Genomic DNA, 19,420 nt, shown 5'->3' with positions numbered 1-19,420 from the left:
TTATCTTAAAAACCGAATATAGAGTAACAAAAATAGGCAGCACGCTTCGTTATAAAGCGTGCTGATTGAATAGTGTTTGGTTATAGAGTGTATACAGTTTGCAAGGAAACAAATGCTGCTCAGATGCCAGTATGTAATAGATAGCAGAATAGATAAGCGTCAGATAGAACCACAAAAAGCACTAACGAACCAAGCAATTGAGACCGTCGGCGAAGGCTTTTTTATCACGATCGCCGTAAGGTTTTTGACCGCTCATTTCCTGCAACTCTAGGACACCAGTACCGCGCATGGTGTCCATAAAGTCGCGCATATTGAGCTTTTGCTTGATATTGTTTTTGTCATAGACCACGCCACGTGTCGTCAAGACCATACCACCTTTGTCCAATATGTCATTGGCTAAGGGAATGTCGCTAGTAATAGCCAAGTCACCAGCTTGTATCTGCTCGACGATATAATCATCAGCTTTGTCAAATCCTGACGGCACGACAGTCATGACAAGTAGGGGCGACTTGCGTAGCTTAATCGGCTGATTGGCCACAAATATAGCCATGGTCTTAGTGCGTTCAGCTGTTTTGATAATCAAGTCTTTGGCAATCAATGGAACCGAGTCTGCGTCCACCCAAATCTGCATTATTTTTTGGCCTTCTCAGATTTTGATGAAGGAGCAGTCAGGCTGTCTGTTTGGCTGTCTTTGTTGCCTAGATCATCAGCTGTGGCATTGTTCTGAATATTGCTCTTAGTACTATCTTTAACATCGACATCCGCTTTATTAGATTGAGTATCTATACTGGCATACTCTTTATCTAGACCAACCTTATTTGGTAAGACAGCAACCAGTTTTGCCATAGCAGGCTCTAAATCAGTCACATCGTTAGGCATCAAGGTGATATGAGCAATCTTGCGATCGTCACGTTCAGCTTTATGATAGCTATGATAATGAGCGCCATCGATGTTTAACACTGCACTGATATCAGGATATTGACCAAGTACATTCACCATAATTGCAGGATGCACGTTATCTGTATCGCCTAATGGTAAATTGACCACGGCACGGATATGGTTCTCAAACTGACTGGTAGTAGCGCCTTCGATACTCCAGTGTCCAGAGTTGTGTACACGTGGTGCGATCTCATTCGCCAGTATCGTGTTGTGACCGCGAGCATCTTTGGTGACGAACAACTCAAGCGCCATAACGCCGACATAATCTAAGTGGTTCATGACTTTGGTGATGGCGTCCATTGCTTGCTGAAACAGATGGCTCGTACCAACAGCAGGCGCTTGAGTTTTGGCCAAAATACCATGGTGGTGATGATTTTCGACCAAATCATAACAGCGTACCTGACCATTTTGCGCTCTTGCTGCGATGATAGAGACTTCACGGCTAAAATTAATAAAACCTTCAGCGATCAATGGCGCAGGTGTTGGCGTAAGTGAGCCTTTGCCGCTGACAGCGTCTTTTAGATCTAGCCAAGCAGCTTTAATATCACTGTCCTGCTTGATAACAAACTGACCTTTGCCATCGTAACCACCGCGGCTAGTTTTTAGAACAATAGGCAGTCCCAATTCTTTGCAAGCATGCTTGAGCTCAGCCTCAGAATTGACTTCCATAAATGGTACGGTTGCAATATCAAGCGTATTGAACATTTGCTTTTCTTTTAGACGATCTTGAGCAATATCAAGCGCAATCAAAGGTGGGAACATACCTTGCTTGCTACCAGCTTTTGATAAAGCGGTAAGCTGTTCGACAGTAGACGTGGGTGTGTTTTCGAACTCTAACGTAAATACGTCCGCTGCTGCGATAAAGTCTTCTAATTGATCACTATAAAAGACACGGCCATATAGGCTAGCAGGACATTCTGAATTGTCTTCCAAAAATACACATTGGTAGCCCAATGGCATGGCGGCTTCGGCAAGCATCATACCAAGCTGACCACCGCCTAAAATACCGATGGTACGAATGGTTTGGGTAACAGGATAAGCGTTTGCTGTAGTCATGGCAGGCTCTTTGAATAAAAGTGAATAAGGTGTTTGGTCTATTAAAGTTTAAAATTCAATGGGTGAAAATAGGAAAAGGTGCACTGTATGCACCTTATCTTTAATCGAAATTGCTTGAAAATATACAGTGATAGTTTCAGTCGTTAAGCGATCAGCATAAAAGACGCTGCTGTAAAAGCAGGTCGATTTATATTTATTTAAGGGTTAATAATACCTGGTGTTGGGCTAGCGAGAATGGTCTCAGTCTGAGACTGGCGCATCTGATCGAGCTTAGTAGCAATCGTATCATCATGCAGTGCCAATACTTGAATTGCAAGTAGGGCAGCATTATAAGCACCGGCTGTACCAATCGCCAAAGTGCCAACAGCAACGCCTTTTGGCATTTGTACGATAGACAGTAGACTGTCCCAACCGCTTAGCATAGATGACTTTACAGGGACACCAAAGACAGGTAGAGGCGTTTGACTGGCACACATACCTGGCAAATGAGCGGCACCGCCTGCACCAGCGATGATAACTTGTAGACCATTGTCTTTTGCGCTTTTGGCATAATCAAACAATCTATCAGGCGTACGGTGTGCAGAGACAACTTCACAATCAAAAGCAATGTCAAAGTCTGCAAGCAACTGTGCAGCAGCACTCATAGTCGCCCAGTCAGACTGCGAACCCATGATGATGCCAACTTTTGGTTGACCAGCAGGGGAAGTGATTGGGCCGTTCTGGTTAGCAGCAGTGTTCGTGTTGCTCATGATTGGATATCCTCAAAAAGACCATCATACAAAAATTTTGCTACATTCGTAAAGCCAAGTTTGACTTTTAATATATACATGGTATTAATCGCATTGATATCATGACTTTATATCTACTTTTTCATCGTGATAATACTGAACAAAATGATTGGCAGTCAATGGTAATGGTTGTTCAGTATCTAGCTGATAGCAGGTCAGATAGCCGCTATCTGCTGCTGCAGAGTAGTCAGTACAGGCAACTTGTGGACTGAGCGGCTCAGGCGTGCCAGTGAGCCAATAGTGACCCACAAATACAGGTTTATGAGTTTTTAGTGCAAAGTCAATATTTTCAGCCAACGCATCAGATGGTATCTGTGCCAATGCAGATGATGGAGCACGTGATACTTCACGAAGTGTACGCGTATTTAGCCCATCTAGCCACCAGCGTACTCGTACTCGCGTACGCTCGGTACCTTCTTTGTCTACCATCACAATGCCATCAGGTAAACCCGTTTCAACTCCTTTTAATACCTGCTCTAAAGCGTCAAAGGCAACGGTATCTTTTTTGGCCGTTTCGATTAAGCCTGCGGAGGTCAGACAGTTATTATCAGTCAATAGAGGCTTTAGTATTGCCATACTATCCGTATCCCAACAAGCATGCACAAAACAGGCATAGTCGCTCTCAATCCATAACGGGATTTCGTATAGACGCTGCAACCAATACCCATGTTGTTCTGAGCCGAACGGTATCTCTGCTAAAAACGCTTCATGTTGGCGTTTATGGACATCATTGTGCGAGCGTAAGTACTGGCTAGTATTATCAGGGTCACGCGTGGCATATGCCAACGCATTATATTCGTGATTGCCCATTACTGCATCGGCTACATCAGCATCTAACATTGCAAAGACAATCTCTAGCGTAGCTAACTGCTGCGAACCACGATCGATCAAGTCGCCGATAAACAAAGCCCTATGACCTGTCGGTGGTACAAAGTGCTGACCGTTATGCTCATAGCCTAACTGATGTAGCAGACCGACCAGTTTGTCTGCATAACCATGTATATCACCGATAATATCTATAATCATAATGTATTACTAAATCTCAAATGTATAAGTGTACCGTACGCAAAATAGAATTTATAAAGTATCGTTATCTTTAAATTATTAGCTTCATTAAATTGTCGTTACGAACAAACTCTTGAAGCTTTTCTATCAAGAATTTTATCAATTACCATGAATGTAAAGATATCTAAAAACCCGGTGATAGCAAAGCATTAACAAAGTGAAGTAGTACTCTTGGCTCTAAAACGATTGTAGCGATAACGCCAAATGCGCCGCCCCACATATGCGCCATATGGTTGATGTTTGAGCCACCGCGTTTATCAGCGTAGATACTATAAAATATATAAGCCACGGCAAATAGTATCGCAGGAATCGGAATCACGGCAAAGAGGTAAATCCTCTCCCATGGTGCTAGCAAAATGAACGCAAATAGCACAGCGGATACGCCGCCCGAAGCACCCAGACTCAAATAACTGGCGTTATTCTTATTTTTAACGTAGCTTGGAATCATGGCAACGATAATAGCCAATACATAGAAAACCACAAAACCGTAACCGAACACAAACGGCCGATACAGTCCTTCGATAGCCCGTCCGAAGAAATATAAAGTAAACATATTAAAGAGCAAATGCATACTATCGGCATGAATAAATCCGTGGGTCACAAAACGATCCCACTGCCCATTGTTGACTGCTGGCGGATAAAAAATCAATCGATTGAGTAGCGTCTTATTTTGCCATGCTAATAAGCTGACAATAACTGTAATAATGATGATAAGCGTTGTATGGTTTAACAAAGGAAAATCCTTAGGCCGTGCCTGATATGTGACAATGCAACAAGTGACAATATTCAAAGCCTAAGCGTTACGGCTGAGTAAAAATAAGTGTGACGTCTGATCCGTATTAAGTACTAACCATTAGCAATAGATCCATACTAACAGCAGTTGAGATGATACGAACGCCTATTATGTGACAAAAAGATGCTTTTTTACGCTGTTATAGTGAATAATGTAGCAGTGTATCATGCTATACAGGTGAAACCTTTAGAGCGAAGCTAATGAAGAGACCAGTGACTAGAGTATGGCCTAGGCTTGCTACCTAGATACGCTATGAGTGTGCTCTTAGATAAAAAATGACATACCTCAGTACCGTATATAGAAATAAAATAAATACTTGATTTTTGCACATTCGAATAAGGCTGATAGAGGCAGTGAACCATGAATATTATTGACCAGCTAGAACAAACGGTAACCCCAGCCGTAATGGGTAATGATGATAGCAATAATATCGCCTATGTCAGCTTACTTGAACAGTTTTACGCTGTTTTGGCAGCGAGATTAGCGGGGCCTCAAATTTATTCACAGCTGCTACGCAATGATCAAATCACTACCAGCAGTATTAATGAAAGCTCTCTATTTGAACAACTATGGCAAGATAAAAATCTTCGAGAAACTATGGTTCAAGAGTTGGCAGCCTCTCACCACATTGATGCACAGACAACTGAGCAATTACTCACTAATGCTGCACCATTGGTATATCGTGAGCTAAAAATATTGGCCAATGGTCAGTTTTTGCCAGCATTTTTGCAAGAGAAGCAAGCTACCCTACGACCATATCTACCTATTTGGGCGGCGGTTGTGATTACGGCTACTCAAGACATGCATCAGCAAGTACAAACAAGCTTCAATTCAGATGATGACCATGTGCCAGTAAGTGACGTTGTATTGAATAGACTTGATGACTCTACTATAGAGGATCGTATAGTCGGACCAGTAACGAACACTGATGCAGAAAGTATAGAGCCAATATCAATTGCTGAGCGCGCAAGTACTGAAGCATTGGGTGACGATACGATTGCCAGTAGTGATGCTATTCATACCAATCCAGCCGCTTATCTTTCGGCAGGAAATAGTAACTTGAAGCGTGTGCAGGTACGCACTCGTAATCAGCGAAACGATTTGCTAATACGTGTGTTTTTATTAATAGTAGCTTTGGCTGCACTTGCATTGGCAGCATGGGCGTTATTAGTGAAACCCAATAATGAAATACCAGTAGAACCTGTGGTCACAGCACCTGTTGAGTCATCACCAACGCCCGAGCCTCCGATGCCAACTACCACTCCTGTTGAGCTGATTGTCGGTGTAGATAACGGTGGCAATTTGTACACGTGTAGTGCGACCGTTGGCGATGCTGCACTGCAAATCACGTTACAACAGGCGCTTAATACAAGCTTTGGTGAGCAGGCAAGTATTTGTGAATTGAACATACAGGATGGGGTGGCAAGCACAATCGCTAATATGCCTGCGGAGGTATTGCCTAATGTCTTGACGATGCTCAGATCAACACCATTTGCACGTTTGCATGTGCAAAACGATCGTCTCACACTGGAGGCGCCAGACAGTATGCTACTGCAAAAACTGGCTATAGAAATACGCAACTTGGCACCAGCAATGGTAGTCGAAAGTACAGCGCCATTACCTTTACCTGATAATAGCGATACTGGTAATACTACAAACAACATGGCAAACGAAAATAATCAGTTTGCAGATTATGGTGAAGAGGTCAATAATCAATTCAACAATAATGGGGCAGATAGCAACTCTGTCGAGTACCAAGCATCAGACGATGATACTGGAGATGGACTGATACCAACTCCTTTACCTAATAATAATGGCTTTAGCAATACGCCCAACAATCTGCCTGCTAATGGTGCAAGTAACATTCCCAACAACTTTCCTTCGAATAACCGAGCGACCAGACCGCCAGGACCTTTTTCACCTTCCGAAGTAGATGAGATGGCAAACACGGTCATCGTTGCTGAACCAGCTCAAGTTCGGTAACTGTTTGTACGGCATGCTCTCTTGTACGGCGTGTCCTTTTATATGTTCTAGACTATGGTTACGTGAGCCAACCGAAATATTACTTACTGTATCATTTACACAACAACGAGATGACTGTGAACGTTGTCTTAATGGTCTTATAATAAATAAAAATAAACGTAGCGAAATAGGAGTCTTGGCTAGATCTGTAGCTAATATTGGATCTATAACTGATCACCTGCAAAGACCTTGTAAAATGAACGCTTAAATAATTGAATAAGAAATAAATCAGGAGAGGGTTACATTATGGATATTATTAGTCATTTGACACGTACCGTTAGTCCCGCAGTATTAGAAGATGGCGGAAGTCCTGCTAAGAAAAACTTACTAGAACAATTTTATGCGATTTTTGCGGCTCGTCTTGCAGACAACGATACTTTTAGCCGTTTTGCCAATGAAAATATCGCTCGTGATGACAATGCCTTTTATGACCGTGTATGGACAGAGGGCGCACACCGCGACCAAATCTCTCGTGAATTGGCAGGGAAACATAACGTCGACGCAACCGCATCACGTGGTTTGATTACGATGGCAGCCCCACTGGCTTTTCATGAAATCAAAAGTTTAGCTGGTAGTATACCAGTACCGCAGTTTTTGAGTAATAATTTAAATAGCTATCAGCACCATATCCCTGCATGGGCAGACAGAGTATTACCAGCTAGCGCAGCTGCTGCAACAAGTACCCCTCTTTCAGATACTACCAGTACTGCACCGCTACAGAAAGAGGAAGAGGAGCAGGGTAGCTTCATGAAAGCGCTATTACCGATTATTGGTTTGATTATCTTAGGGGCATTGGCTTGGGCGCTGCTAAGAGGCTGTCAAGAAAACCCAGAACCTGTGGCAACGCCTGCCGTGGCAACGCAACAAGCAGCTGCCACTGATGGATCGGCATCAGTCATTGGAGATGTAGAGCCTGCATCGTTAAGCATCGCAACTGGTGAGAATAGCCAACTGTATGCTTGTCGTATGAGCGTTGGTGATGAGACACTACAAACCAACGTAATGAATGCATTAACTGGGGCGTTTGGTGACGAAGCAAACAAGTGTCGCGCTGATGTTGACGATAACTTTGCAGTAGATATGCCAGCATCCGCTCAATTGGCCACGATACTACCAATTGTCAAAAATGTACCGAATGCGAGCATGATTATCAAAGGCGATAATATAACTGTCAATGCGCCTGACAAAGATGCACTGGATAAGCTAGTTACTGACTTGCAAGCAGCTGCTCCTGCTATGACAGTCCAAGCTGAAGGCCCATTAGACATACAAGGCGAGATTGATGATAGTCTTGCTGCTGCCGATGTTGCGATGACCAATCTTGGTGAAAACCCAGACCCACGTGATGTTGCCCGCGCTTTGAGTATTCAAGTGATTAATTTCCAAGTAGATGAATCGGTTATTCCTGAAGTCAATAAGGCACTATTGGACCGTGCTGCAGAAATTATCAATAATGTACCTGACATGAAGCTCATGATTGTCGGTCACACAGACAGCCAAGCCTCTGATAGCTATAATATGGAGCTGTCTCAAGAGCGTGCCGATTCAGTAAAAGCGTATCTGGTATCTCAAGGAGTTGATGCAGCTAAATTAAATACTAAAGGTATGGGCGAATCAGAACCAATCGCGGATAATTCCACCGAACAAGGTCGCTTCCGTAACCGCCGTATTGAGTTTTTAGTTAATGACGAAGTTGTCGATGCAAAAGATGGCATAATGATAGATGGTGATTCGTTAGATCCAGATATGAACCCATTAGATAGTAATAACGATGATTTGTTGCCAGATGGCGATGATGCTACCCAAGGTACTGCAGTAGACCCAACCAACTAATCTATATGTTTCGATTTTGAACATAGCTAGTTTTGAACATAGTTAGACAGTAGCAGCTAAATAATAAAAACCGCATCTAACAAAGGTGCGGTTTTTTGTATGCTGCTTAATGACAACTGAACAAGCTACTATTTATACAGCGTAGGATCTGTTGATTCTTTAGTAGTCTGAACATTGAGAGTCTGCGCATCAGTTTGAGCGCTAAAAAAAGTTTGAGTAACATTCTGTTTGGCTTGCTGCCAGTACTCAAACTGCTGGCAGGTAGATTCAAGATCACCCTGCCATGTTGGTACAGTGCCGCACATGGTTTTGATACGTTGCTGATTAGGGTAAGGTAGATCTTGCGCTGCTTTAGCAGCCTCATGAGCAGCCACACGATCGTTGCATACCAGCGCAATATCACAACCAGCATCAATGGCCGCTTTTACGCGAGCACTGACATCACCAGCCGCCTTTGCACCTGCCATTGACAAATCATCAGAGAAAAGTACGCCATCAAATTTGAGCTTATCTCGAATGATATCTTTTAGCCAAATTTTAGAAAAACCAGCTGGCTTGTCGTCTACTTGCGAAAATATCACATGTGCTGGCATAAGTGCGTCCAGATGATGTAGCGTTTGGGCAAAAGGTTGCATATCGCTATTGATGATTTCATCTAAGCTACGCGTATCGATGGCTTCTGATACGTGAGAGTCAGGAGCGATGGCACCATGACCGGGGAAGTGTTTACCAGTCGTTGCCATGCCAGCTGCTTTCATACCGCGCATAAACTGTGTTGCAAGCGCAGTGATAGTTTGCGGCTCATGATGAAAGCTGCGGTCACCGATAACTTGGCTAATGCCGTCTCTATCCAGTACGGGTGCAAAACTCAAATCGATGCCTACAGCCAATACTTCAGCTGCCATCAGATAACCGCAATCATAGGCGCAGCTAAGTGCCTGATTTGGATCTTGATTGAATAGTTCACCCAGTCGACCCATAGCGGGTAATGGCGTGAAACCTTCACGCAATCTCGCGACTCGTCCGCCTTCCTGGTCCACACCGATAAGTATGTCTTGATTGTGATAACGTATATCGTCGCACAGTGCTCTAACTTGGGCGGCGTCTGTGACGTTGCGACCAAACAATATGACTCCGCCGACCTGTGCTTGTTTAATCAAGCTGACATCTTCAGCGGTCAAAGCGGTACTATCGATATCTATCATTAAGACGCCGTACATTGCGTAATCCTTATTGTTTTATACATCGTTATATTGTGAGGGTGACTGTCGATATATGGCTATCTTATCGCTTATCAGTCATTGTTCAGATTTCTTATTATGACAGCTATTATTGATTGAGCATAATGCGGCAGATTATTGGGGGCAAATAGACATTAAATTTAGTCATCATATCGATGGTGATAGCCTTCAATTACTATATGCGACAAAAGTGATAGAAAGATTGGTATGTACAGACGTAGCGTGTAAGATTGCTTATACAGTTTGAGACAGTTCAGTATTCATGTACGTGATAATATTGATTGATTTTTGACTATATATCAGTATTTAATAATGTATAAAGTATAAGAATAAAAAACACAGCATTTATAGATCATAACAGATTCAAGTATTTTTGATTCTGATGAATTATCCAATACTATTAACTTCAAATAACTAGGTACATATGATGAAAAAACAACCAGCACAGTGGTTACTCAGTGCAGCGTCAGTGGGCATCGCTGGTATTATCCTGACCCAAACCTACAGTACTGCAGTCGCAGAAACCAATACGGGAAGTTTCGTTCAGACCCCTGAGCAAAAGGTTACAACCCGTCAAGTAGCGGCTTTGCTGGACCGTAGTCATTACCTCAATCAGCCTTTAGATAGCAAGACTGGTAGTGAAATTCTATCAATGTATATCGATACTCTTGACCCAAACCATACGCTGTTTTTACAGTCTGATGTCGATGAGCTTAAGAAAAAACACGCTGAAGACTTTGGTGCTCGTCTAAAACAAGGTGATCTGTCTGCAGGGGTAGAAGTGTATGATCGTTACCGCAAACGCTCAAACGAGTACTTTGCTATGGCCACCAAGATGCTCAAAACAGATATTGATCTGACAGGTGATGACACAATTATTCTTGATCGTGAAAAACTTGGCCATTTCAAAACTAAAAAAGAGCAGCGTGATTATTGGGAACGTCAGCTAAAGTTCCAGTTGATGAGTATTACGCTCGGTCAAGAAGACGAAAAAGCTAAAGAGAAAGTGTTTTTAAGCAATCCTGATATTACTCGTGGACAAGACTTGGTACGTAACGATGAGCGTACGCCAAATGAGATTTTACAAAATCGTTTATCACGTCAACAAGAACAGTTTAAGCGTCTCAAAGATGATGAAATAATGGAGACTATCTTAAATACGGCGATGCTGACTTATGATCCGCACAGTAATTACTATGCACCGATTCAAGCGACTGAATTGCAAATCCAGTCCAGTCTTCAATTAGAAGGTATCGGTGTCTCTATTCGTCCAGACCGCAAAAATCCCGACTATACTCGTATTGTGACTTTAGTCGATGGTGGTCCAGCCGCCAAGTCGGGTCAAATCAAGCCCAATGATTTGATCGTTGGTATCGCCAAAGATGGTGAAACTATGACGGACGTGGTTGGTTGGTCAACACGTGAAATTGTTAGTTTGATTCGCGGTAAACGCGGTACGTCGGTCACGCTCAAACTACGTCAGCCTAACACGCCAGATGCTAGCGCCCGTACGGTCACGGTGGTGCGTGATATTATTCAGCAAGAAGAATCAGGCGTTACTCAGCGTGTGGTAGAGGTTCAGCGTCCTAATCTTGATAAGATGCCGAAGCGTATTGGCGTACTTGAGATTCCAAGCTTTTATCTCAACTATCAAGCACGTCGTAACGGTGAAGATTATCGTAGTGTCAGTATCGATACCGAAAATGCGCTAAAAGAATTGAATAAACAGGATATTGATGGCCTAGTGGTTGATCTGAGAAACAACCCAGGTGGTTCATTGGATGAAGTTGCCAAGATGCTAGGTTTCTTTATCAAGAGCGGACCACTAGTACAAATTCGTGATAATCGCGGTAATATTCAAGTATACCGTGACAATGATGGCGGCGAGCAGCTGTATGATGGCAAAATGTCCGTCATTACCAACTTAGCATCGGCATCAGCCAGTGAGATATTTGCTGCTGCTATTCAAGACTATGGTCGTGGACTAGTGGTTGGTAGTACGACGACTGGTAAAGGCTCTGCACAGATACAGCTCGATAGTTTAGCATTAGGTTCTGCCACTTTAACTCAGCGTAAGTTTTATCGTGTCACTGGCGGTAGTACACAGAATAAAGGAGTCGTACCGGATGTTGAGCTAGTCAATATCTATGATGATGCAACCTTTGGCGAGCGCGCTCAGAAAAAAGCATTACCTTGGGATACGATCAAAACAGCGCCGTATAAGCCTGAAGGGAAGTTCACCAGTGATACGTTGGCGACGCTCAATCAGCAGTCTAAAGTTCGCCAACAAAAAAATCCACAGTTTACGTATCTGTCGACGTTGAATGATATTCGTGATATGGAAGATGAAAAGAAACCTGTGCGTTTAGATATCAATAGCCGCCGAGCGAAAATGCAACTAATTGAAAAACGCTCGCTAGAAGCAGAGAATAAACGTCTTATCGCAACTGGTGAGCGCCCGTACGCTAACTGGAATACTTATCAGGCAGCGATGGACGCAAAATTTGAAGAGCGTAGCCGTATGAAAGCCGCTGAGCGCCCAGAACTACCAGAGGATGAGGCGTTTATCAATGAGGCTGCTTATCTTATGCTTAGCGCGGAACCTAAAACAATGCTTAGCCCTGAAGAGCAGCTATAATGTGAAGTTATTATTGCGTTACGTAATCTATGTAAGCATATGCTTACATAGATTGACGCTTAGACCTCTTACTAATGATGGGTCAATCTGCGACTATAACTGTACGGCACGATTGAACGAAACGGTTCATTGATACTAGGGATTGGTATCTTAAAGGTCGCACTAGGGATAAGTAGTTTGCTGATTAAGGATGATAAGGCTGGATGCCTGTCAGTTATGAGATGCCCCGGGATTAGGTGTCACGTAACACTAACATGGATAGTTGGTAATAAAAGCCGCATGACGCTTGTCGTTATGCGGCTTTGTTACGTCTGGACATTAGTGATTTTATAGCAGAGTCTTTGGTTAAGCGGATGTGTTTAAATTGAATCATAATGTATACGTAATAAGTAAGCATAAAAAAGGCCAGTAACCTTATCGGCTACTGGCCTTTTAGTTTAGATGATAAATTTAATAACTTATCATCTAACTATTTTAACTCTTCTCTAAAAGAGATTAGTGCTCAACGCCACCTGCGCCATGTACATGGCCATGGTTTAGTTCGTCTTCAGTTGCTGCACGTACTTCTTGGATTTCAACATCAAATGTCAAACGCTTACCAGCCAACGGATGGTTTGCATCAACAGTAACTTCTTGATCATTTACAGCAGTTACCGTAACCAACATGACTTGGCCGCCAGCTTCTGACTGAAACTGCATACCAGGCTGAATGTCTTCAACGCCTTGGAAGTTTTCGCGTGGTACATGCTGTACTGCTTGCTCTTGATACTCGCCATAGCCGTCAGCAGGCTCAACAACTGCATTGACTTTCTCGCCAGCAGACTTGCCTTCTAGTTGTGTTTCTAGACCTGGAATGATGTTGCTGTGACCATGTAGATAAGCAAGTGGCTGACCTTCTGGTGACTGGTCAAGGATATTGCCTTCGTCGTCTTTTAGTGTGTAATTGAATTTGACGGCAGTGTTTTTTGCGATAGTAGTCATAAAATATCCTAAATATATCTATGTAAAAAATTAAATACGGTTGCAATAAACCTAAAAAAGCCAATCTATAAGCCAAAAGGCCACGTCATTAGTCAATTATCATCAGTTTATTAAAGTAACTTTAGCAGTTAGCATCTTTAATTGAGATGGCATATATAACTTTCAAGGCAAAAAACATAAAAAATGCCAATTAATGCCACAATTTACAATAATAACTGCTATTTTCTATAGTTAATGCATAGCTATTGGCTATTCCTAGTTTAAGAGTTGCTTTTTTAGAGCAGGACTTCTAGCATAATTATAAAAATAAGGACGAGAGATACGATGACTGCATTTGCTAATACCATTGATAAACAACTAGCGAGCAATGTTTCAACTAATTATGATGATGCTAAAGCTAAAACGATGGCTAATATAAGCTATCAATTTAATTTTGCCCGTTTCTACGAGCATTTAGTCGACGTATCACTGAGCTTTACAGCAATATCTGATGCTCCGCAGCTTTGGTTACCAGCGTGGATACCTGGCAGTTATTTGATGCGCGAGTTTGCTCGAAACATCACCGCGGTACATTATCAAATAGTAGAGGCTCAAACAACAGATAGTGATAAGCAGTCAGAGACTTATCGTGCGCAAAAATCGGACAAAAACACTTGGCAGCTACCAGTTTTACAAGCAGGACAGACGGTTATCGTCGAGTACGAAGTCTATTGCTATGATTTGTCTGTGCGTACGGCCTATGTCGATCAGAAACGTCTTTATGGTAATTTCACCTCACTTGCGCTAGCTGTCGAAGGACAAGAGCAAGCGCCTGTTCAAGTCAGCTTGATTGTGCCTGATACCTTTTTTGTAGATAAAGAGAGTAGTAAAGTACTATTGGCTTGCGGTTTGGACGCTACGTATCTACAGTCTGATGAACAGAATAGAGACAGCAAGCAAGTGGATAATCAGCACGTTTACAGATTACAGGCGGTTAATTATCACGAGTTGATTGACTATCCATTCGAAATCGCAGAACAAGAAAAATTTGATTTTATTATTCATGATAGTGAGCATCAGACGATACATCATAGTTTTTATCTATCAGGTAAGCAGAGTGCCAATCTAGGTCGATTGCAGCAGGATATTACTCAAATTTGTCAGTCCTACGTAGATTGGTTAGGCGATACGCCATTTGATGATTATACGTTTATGACCTTTGCTAGTGGTCAAGACTATGGCGGGCTTGAGCATATCAATTCTACTAGCCTTGTTACCCCGCGCAATGACTTACCAAGTACCAGTGAGCCCAAATTACCAAGTACAGATTATCAGCGATTTTTAGGCTTATGTAGTCACGAGTATTTTCATTCATGGTGGGTGAAGACGGTGCGTCCTGATGTTATGATTGATGTTGATTTGCGCCGTGAGGCCTTTACACCATTACTTTGGGTATTTGAAGGGTTTACATCTTATATCGATGATTTTATGTTGCAAGCATCGGGTGTGATTGATAAAGCCAATTATCTACGACTACTAGCCGAGCAAATTAATCGCTACTATCAGACTCCAGGGCGTGGCAATCAAAGTGTGGCAGAGTCAAGTTTTGATGCTTGGATTAAGCTGTATCGTACTGATGAAAATACAGGTAATGCGGGAATTAGCTACTATAATAAAGGGGCGTTGGTAGCCTTATGTTTGGATTTAACCTTACTTAAAAATAGTGACGGTCGTTATCGCTTGTTTGATGTAGTCAAAGCTTTTTATACTCAAGCTAAGCAGAACGATAGTAAGCGAATTGGCATCAGTAGTGCCGATATGGGCTCAGTTATTGAGCAATTTATGCCGCTAGCAGAATGGGAAAATTTTGAACGTCGTTACGTCAATGGGGTAGAAGAGCTTCCAATTGAAGCGTTACTAATGGCAAACGGCGTCAAAATACAGGAGAATACGAAAGAAACCGCTGACAAGCATGTACCATGGGGTATGCGCTGTAATGAAACGCCAGCTGGGCTCAAGGTAAACCGTGTGGTGCGAGATAGTGTTGCGGCTAGAGCTGGTATTTCAGCACATGACGTTATTATTGCGATTGATGGTATCAAAGCGGATACGAAACAGCTTACTGCCTCGGTCAATGAAGTACACTCTGTTGAGTGCTATTTGTTCCGTCGTGATGAGCTAATGTGCGTTCAGATTCAACCTGAAACGACGACTAAAGCCAAACCACAAGATGAAAAAACTAGCATGACTGGAGCAATATCTCCTCATAAAGTAAGCCTACGCTTAGCAAAAGGAGATAAGGTCCTAGAGAATGATAATGAGCAGTTAAAAGGTAATGCAGGTTGGGAGACGTGGCTTAATGTCATGAAACGGTAGCTTTGATAATATGGTAGATACCAAGCCATATAAAAACCCTCTTCCGAGCAACAATGCTTAGAAGAGGGTTTTTTAATAATCTACAATATTGTCTATGTGTTTGAATAATTTAAATGATTGGAGCGGCAATAGTTGGCGATCTATACGCTTACTGCTCTTTAGCCTGGTGCTCTGGGTCTTCATCGTCAGTGACATCATTTTCAATATCGTTTGTGACAGAGCTATCATATTCGTCGTGATTTGTGGCCTCAAGCGCAGCAATCCAGTTTTTCATCATATCAATTTCAATTTGCTGGGTATCAATAACGTCTTGCGCTAACTGACGCATTTCTTCATCTGTTCCGTATTCGAGCTGAACTTTTGCCATATCAACAGCAGCAACATGATGCGGTAGCATGCCGCGTGCGAATGCCATATCAGGTACGGGATCAGATACGCCCAAAGTCATTTCGCCATGCATGTTTTCCATGCTGTTGGCATATGCTTGCTGCATCGCTATAGTATTTGGCTTAGGTTTGGCAGTGTCAGGATGACTAGCTAGCCATTTGTTTAAAACATCGATTTCAGTTTGCTGCGCCGTGATAATCTCTTGAGCAAGTTGGCGCATCGCTTCGTCAGTGCCATACTTGAGCTCTATTTTTGCCATTTCTACCGCGCCGCGATGATGTCCTAGCATACCTTTAGCAAAGGCAGTATCAGGGTCGTTGTAACCCATACCAATCATCATCTCATCATGCATTCTAGTCATTGATCTCGTATAGTCTCTGAGCATGTCGCTCATTTGAGGCTCATCATTGACACTGCCATCGCTATCATTGGTCGCAGCCTCATCTACCATATCATCATGTTCGGCATGGGATATGTCAGTAACTGGTGGTAACGTCTCTTCTTCAGGAGTTGATTGGCTGTTCTCTGTCGTTGGTTGACAGGCACTCAATACGAGCGCCGCAGAAATACTAGTGACCAACGAAAAAAAACGATGAGAAGCAATCATGACATATCCCTATTGTGAAAAAACCAAACGATAAATGGATAATACTTATTATACATAATCAATTACGTGCTGAATGTTAGCAGATAAACCTTACTCATTCGAGACACTATGTTTAATAGGTCGTAATATATTACTGTTAGAGCTTGATATTCACAGTTAAGCAGCGCGAACTACTAGGTAATATTTGAACCCTAAAGCATTTAAACTAGAACCTAGCTAGAAATACCTAGCTGACGACAGTGATCACTATTTAGATGAACGCGTACAAAATCTCCAACAGCTAACCCATCTAGCTCAAACCCTGCCACCGACCAACGTATCAAACGCAGACAAGGTAGACCGACATGCGCGGTCATACGTCTAACTTGGCGGTTTTTACCTTCATAAATAGTCATTATCAACCATGAGTCCGGCACGCTTTTACGTTCACGTATTGGCGGATTGCGCTGCCACAGTACCATCGGTAGTTCTTCTTCACTGACGTGTTTGACCTCAGCAGGTAGCGTTTTACCATCTTTTAAAACCACGCCACGTTTGAGCTTACTGAGTTGCTCAGCAGTAGGGATTCCTTCTACTTGCACTAAATAAGTTTTACCTTGTTTGCGCCCTGCATTTGCTTTTGGCGGATGAGTAATTGCTTTATTAACGCGACCATCGTCGGTCAAAATCAGTAATCCCTCTGAAGTGGCATCTAGCCTACCAGCGACTCGCAAAGCCTTGTCAGTAAAGTATTGCGATAGGGTGGTGTGGTCGTTATTACTATCATCTCTAAACTGACTTTGTACGCCGTAAGGCTTGTTGAATAAAATGAGACTAGAAGTAGACATAAAAAGGTGTTTCCTAGTTTTTAATGGACAATGAATCATTGTAGCGTATGTTTTGTGATGCCGAGCTAGGATTAAGCAGCAAGACTACGGGCGATATATTTAATGTGCTGTATGCTACATGACCTGCTACAAAAGTAGGACAGCGCTTGTATAGATTTGCTGTTATCCTAAATCCGTATTCTGATAGTGGTATTTATGTTTTTAATGGGAAAAAATCTACTGTCTGCAAGCGACAAACATTAATTGAGTCTTTATTTTGATTTTTTAACGTAAAACTATCTTCAATATTGTTAAAATCAATGTCGCAAGTATCGTACTCATCAAAGCTTTGCTTGTCTGGTAAGCGCTTAGAGCGTTACAACTACAATAAAACGGTTAGCATAATAAAGTGTTAAGTTCACTTGCGACGTCCAACATACAACCAAGGAGTATCATCTATGTCATATGATAAGGTTATCGTGCCAAGAGACGGCGAAAAAGTGACCGTAAACGCAGATCTCACATTAAATGTTCCTAACCATCCGATCATTCCGTTTGTGGAAGGTGATGGAATCGGTGTAGATATTACACCTGTCATGATAAAAGTAGTCAATGCTGCAATTGATAAAGCATATCACGGCAAGAAGTCTATCATTTGGATGGAGACTTATCTTGGTGAAAAAGCAGCAAAAGTGTATGACGGCGATTATTTGCCAAGCGAGACGCTAGAGATTCTAAAAGACTACGTCATTAGTATCAAGGGTCCATTGACCACACCAGTAGGTGGTGGCTTTAGTTCATTAAATGTCGCGGTACGTCAAAACCTTGACCTATACGTATGTCAACGCCCCGTACGCTGGTTTGAAGGCGTGCCAAGTCCAGTACAGCATCCAGAGCTGACGAATATGGTTATCTTCCGTGAAAACACAGAAGACATCTACACGGGTATCGAGTGGAAAGCGGGCAGCGATGATGCCAAAAAAGTTATCAATTTCTTAAGAGAGGAGATGGGTGTGACCAGCATCCGCTTCCCTGAAGAATGCGGTATCGGTATCAAGCCTGTCTCAAAAGAAGGCTCGCAACGCCTAGTACGTAAAGCGATTCAGCATGCCATCGATAATGATCTACCAAATGTGACCCTAGTGCACAAAGGTAATATCATGAAGTTTACAGAAGGCGCGTTTAAAGACTGGGGCTATGAGCTGGCAGCAGAGCGTTTTGGTGCAGAGCCATTAGATGGCGGTCCATGGATGACCATGAAAAATCCAAAAACAGGTAATTATATTATTATTAAAGATGTCATCGCTGATGCATTTTTGCAGCAGATTTTGATGCGTCCTGCAGACTATTCTGTAGTGGCGACGCTCAATCTAAACGGTGACTATATCTCTGATGCATTAGCGGCTGAAGTAGGCGGTATTGGTATTGCGCCAGGTGCAAACAAGGGTGGTGCAATCGCTGTTTATGAAGCGACACACGGCACTGCGCCTAAATATGCGGGTCAAAATAAAGTAAACCCAGGCTCATTGATATTGTCTGCTGAGATGATGCTTCGTGATATGGGCTGGACGGAAGCAGCTGATTTAGTCATCAGTGGTATCCAAGGCGCGATTGCTAATAAGACAGTCACATATGATTTTGAGCGCTTGATGCCAGATGCTATTTTACTAAGTACTTCGGAATTTGGTAAGGCGATTATTAAGCATATGGAAGCCTAAGACTACTTAAGCTCTAAGCATTTTATTTTATTACTCTGTACCAGTTATTATGTATTAAAAGCCATCTACTCACATAGGTGGCTTTTTCATTTCACTCTTTATAAAGCTTTTAGACATTACATAAAAAACACCTCAACGTTCTAAGACGGTTGAGGTGTTTTTTACTTAGATTTAAACTCGCATAATCGCTT

Annotated in this window: 14 protein-coding genes; 5 read left to right on the top strand and 9 right to left on the bottom strand. The window is 42.5% G+C overall.

Annotated elements, in window-relative coordinates; all coding sequences use genetic code 11:
- Positions 1 to 181: 181 nt before the first annotated feature.
- The 5 genes from ACT3QN_RS03845 to ACT3QN_RS03825 form a co-directional block, all read right to left on the bottom strand.
- On the bottom strand, positions 182 to 631 hold the full coding sequence (locus ACT3QN_RS03845; RefSeq protein ID WP_444528966.1) for a YaiI/YqxD family protein: 450 nt from the start codon (positions 629 to 631) through the stop codon (positions 182 to 184).
- Positions 631 to 1,995, bottom strand: a complete 1,365-nt coding sequence (locus ACT3QN_RS03840; protein WP_444528965.1) for a 5-(carboxyamino)imidazole ribonucleotide synthase — start codon at positions 1,993 to 1,995, stop codon at positions 631 to 633. Before ACT3QN_RS03840 ends, ACT3QN_RS03845 begins: the two co-directional genes overlap by 1 nt.
- Positions 1,996 to 2,192: 197 nt before the next feature.
- Positions 2,193 to 2,744, bottom strand: a complete 552-nt coding sequence (gene purE / locus ACT3QN_RS03835; RefSeq protein ID WP_444522186.1) for a 5-(carboxyamino)imidazole ribonucleotide mutase — start codon at positions 2,742 to 2,744, stop codon at positions 2,193 to 2,195.
- A gap of 99 nt (positions 2,745 to 2,843) precedes the next feature.
- Complete coding sequence (locus ACT3QN_RS03830; protein ID WP_444528964.1) at positions 2,844 to 3,809, bottom strand: metallophosphoesterase; 966 nt, start codon at positions 3,807 to 3,809, stop codon at positions 2,844 to 2,846.
- A 163-nt stretch (positions 3,810 to 3,972) separates the two neighbouring features.
- The gene (locus ACT3QN_RS03825; RefSeq protein WP_444522184.1) at positions 3,973 to 4,581 is read right to left on the bottom strand and encodes a rhomboid family intramembrane serine protease; all 609 of its coding nucleotides are present in this window, start codon (positions 4,579 to 4,581) and stop codon (positions 3,973 to 3,975) included.
- 420 nt (positions 4,582 to 5,001) lie between these two features.
- On the opposite strand from ACT3QN_RS03825, the gene ACT3QN_RS03820 reads away from it, so the two are divergent.
- Together ACT3QN_RS03820 and ACT3QN_RS03815 are read left to right on the top strand one after the other, a co-directional pair.
- On the top strand, positions 5,002 to 6,624 hold the full coding sequence (locus tag ACT3QN_RS03820; protein WP_444528963.1) for a hypothetical protein: 1,623 nt from the start codon (positions 5,002 to 5,004) through the stop codon (positions 6,622 to 6,624).
- 285 nt (positions 6,625 to 6,909) lie between these two features.
- Positions 6,910 to 8,496, top strand: coding sequence for an OmpA family protein (locus tag ACT3QN_RS03815; RefSeq protein WP_444528962.1), 1,587 nt, complete (start codon positions 6,910 to 6,912; stop codon positions 8,494 to 8,496).
- Positions 8,497 to 8,624: 128 nt separating this feature from the next.
- Here ACT3QN_RS03815 and nagZ read toward each other — a convergent pair whose 3' ends face one another.
- A complete protein-coding gene (nagZ, locus tag ACT3QN_RS03810) occupies positions 8,625 to 9,716 on the bottom strand; it encodes a beta-N-acetylhexosaminidase (protein WP_444522181.1) in 1,092 nt (363 codons plus the stop codon).
- A gap of 448 nt (positions 9,717 to 10,164) precedes the next feature.
- On the opposite strand from nagZ, the gene ACT3QN_RS03805 reads away from it, so the two are divergent.
- Entirely contained in the window at positions 10,165 to 12,375 is a 2,211-nt protein-coding gene (locus ACT3QN_RS03805; protein WP_444529074.1) for a carboxy terminal-processing peptidase, read from the top strand.
- Positions 12,376 to 12,870: 495 nt separating this feature from the next.
- Here ACT3QN_RS03805 and ACT3QN_RS03800 read toward each other — a convergent pair whose 3' ends face one another.
- Positions 12,871 to 13,356 (bottom strand): FKBP-type peptidyl-prolyl cis-trans isomerase, encoded by a 486-nt coding sequence (locus tag ACT3QN_RS03800; protein ID WP_444528961.1) that lies wholly within the window; start codon positions 13,354 to 13,356, stop codon positions 12,871 to 12,873.
- A 324-nt stretch (positions 13,357 to 13,680) separates the two neighbouring features.
- On the opposite strand from ACT3QN_RS03800, the gene ACT3QN_RS03795 reads away from it, so the two are divergent.
- Positions 13,681 to 15,711 (top strand): M61 family metallopeptidase, encoded by a 2,031-nt coding sequence (locus ACT3QN_RS03795; RefSeq protein WP_444528960.1) that lies wholly within the window; start codon positions 13,681 to 13,683, stop codon positions 15,709 to 15,711.
- A gap of 148 nt (positions 15,712 to 15,859) precedes the next feature.
- Here the strand turns inward: ACT3QN_RS03795 and copM are convergent, their stop codons facing one another.
- Entirely contained in the window at positions 15,860 to 16,705 is an 846-nt protein-coding gene (copM, locus tag ACT3QN_RS03790) for a CopM family metallochaperone (RefSeq protein WP_444522179.1), read from the bottom strand.
- Positions 16,706 to 16,917: 212 nt separating this feature from the next.
- Positions 16,918 to 17,532, bottom strand: coding sequence for a pseudouridine synthase (locus tag ACT3QN_RS03785; RefSeq protein WP_444522178.1), 615 nt, complete (start codon positions 17,530 to 17,532; stop codon positions 16,918 to 16,920).
- 437 nt (positions 17,533 to 17,969) lie between these two features.
- Between ACT3QN_RS03785 and icd the strand changes: the two genes are divergently transcribed.
- The gene (gene icd / locus ACT3QN_RS03780; protein ID WP_444528959.1) at positions 17,970 to 19,229 is read left to right on the top strand and encodes an NADP-dependent isocitrate dehydrogenase; all 1,260 of its coding nucleotides are present in this window, start codon (positions 17,970 to 17,972) and stop codon (positions 19,227 to 19,229) included.
- Positions 19,230 to 19,420 lie beyond the last annotated feature (191 nt).

Source organism: Psychrobacter sp. AOP7-C1-14, assembly GCF_052376135.1.
Lineage (GTDB): Bacteria > Pseudomonadota > Gammaproteobacteria > Pseudomonadales > Moraxellaceae > Psychrobacter.
The sequence above is the reverse complement of the archived record's forward strand: the minus strand, read 5'-3'. Positions and strand labels throughout refer to the sequence as shown.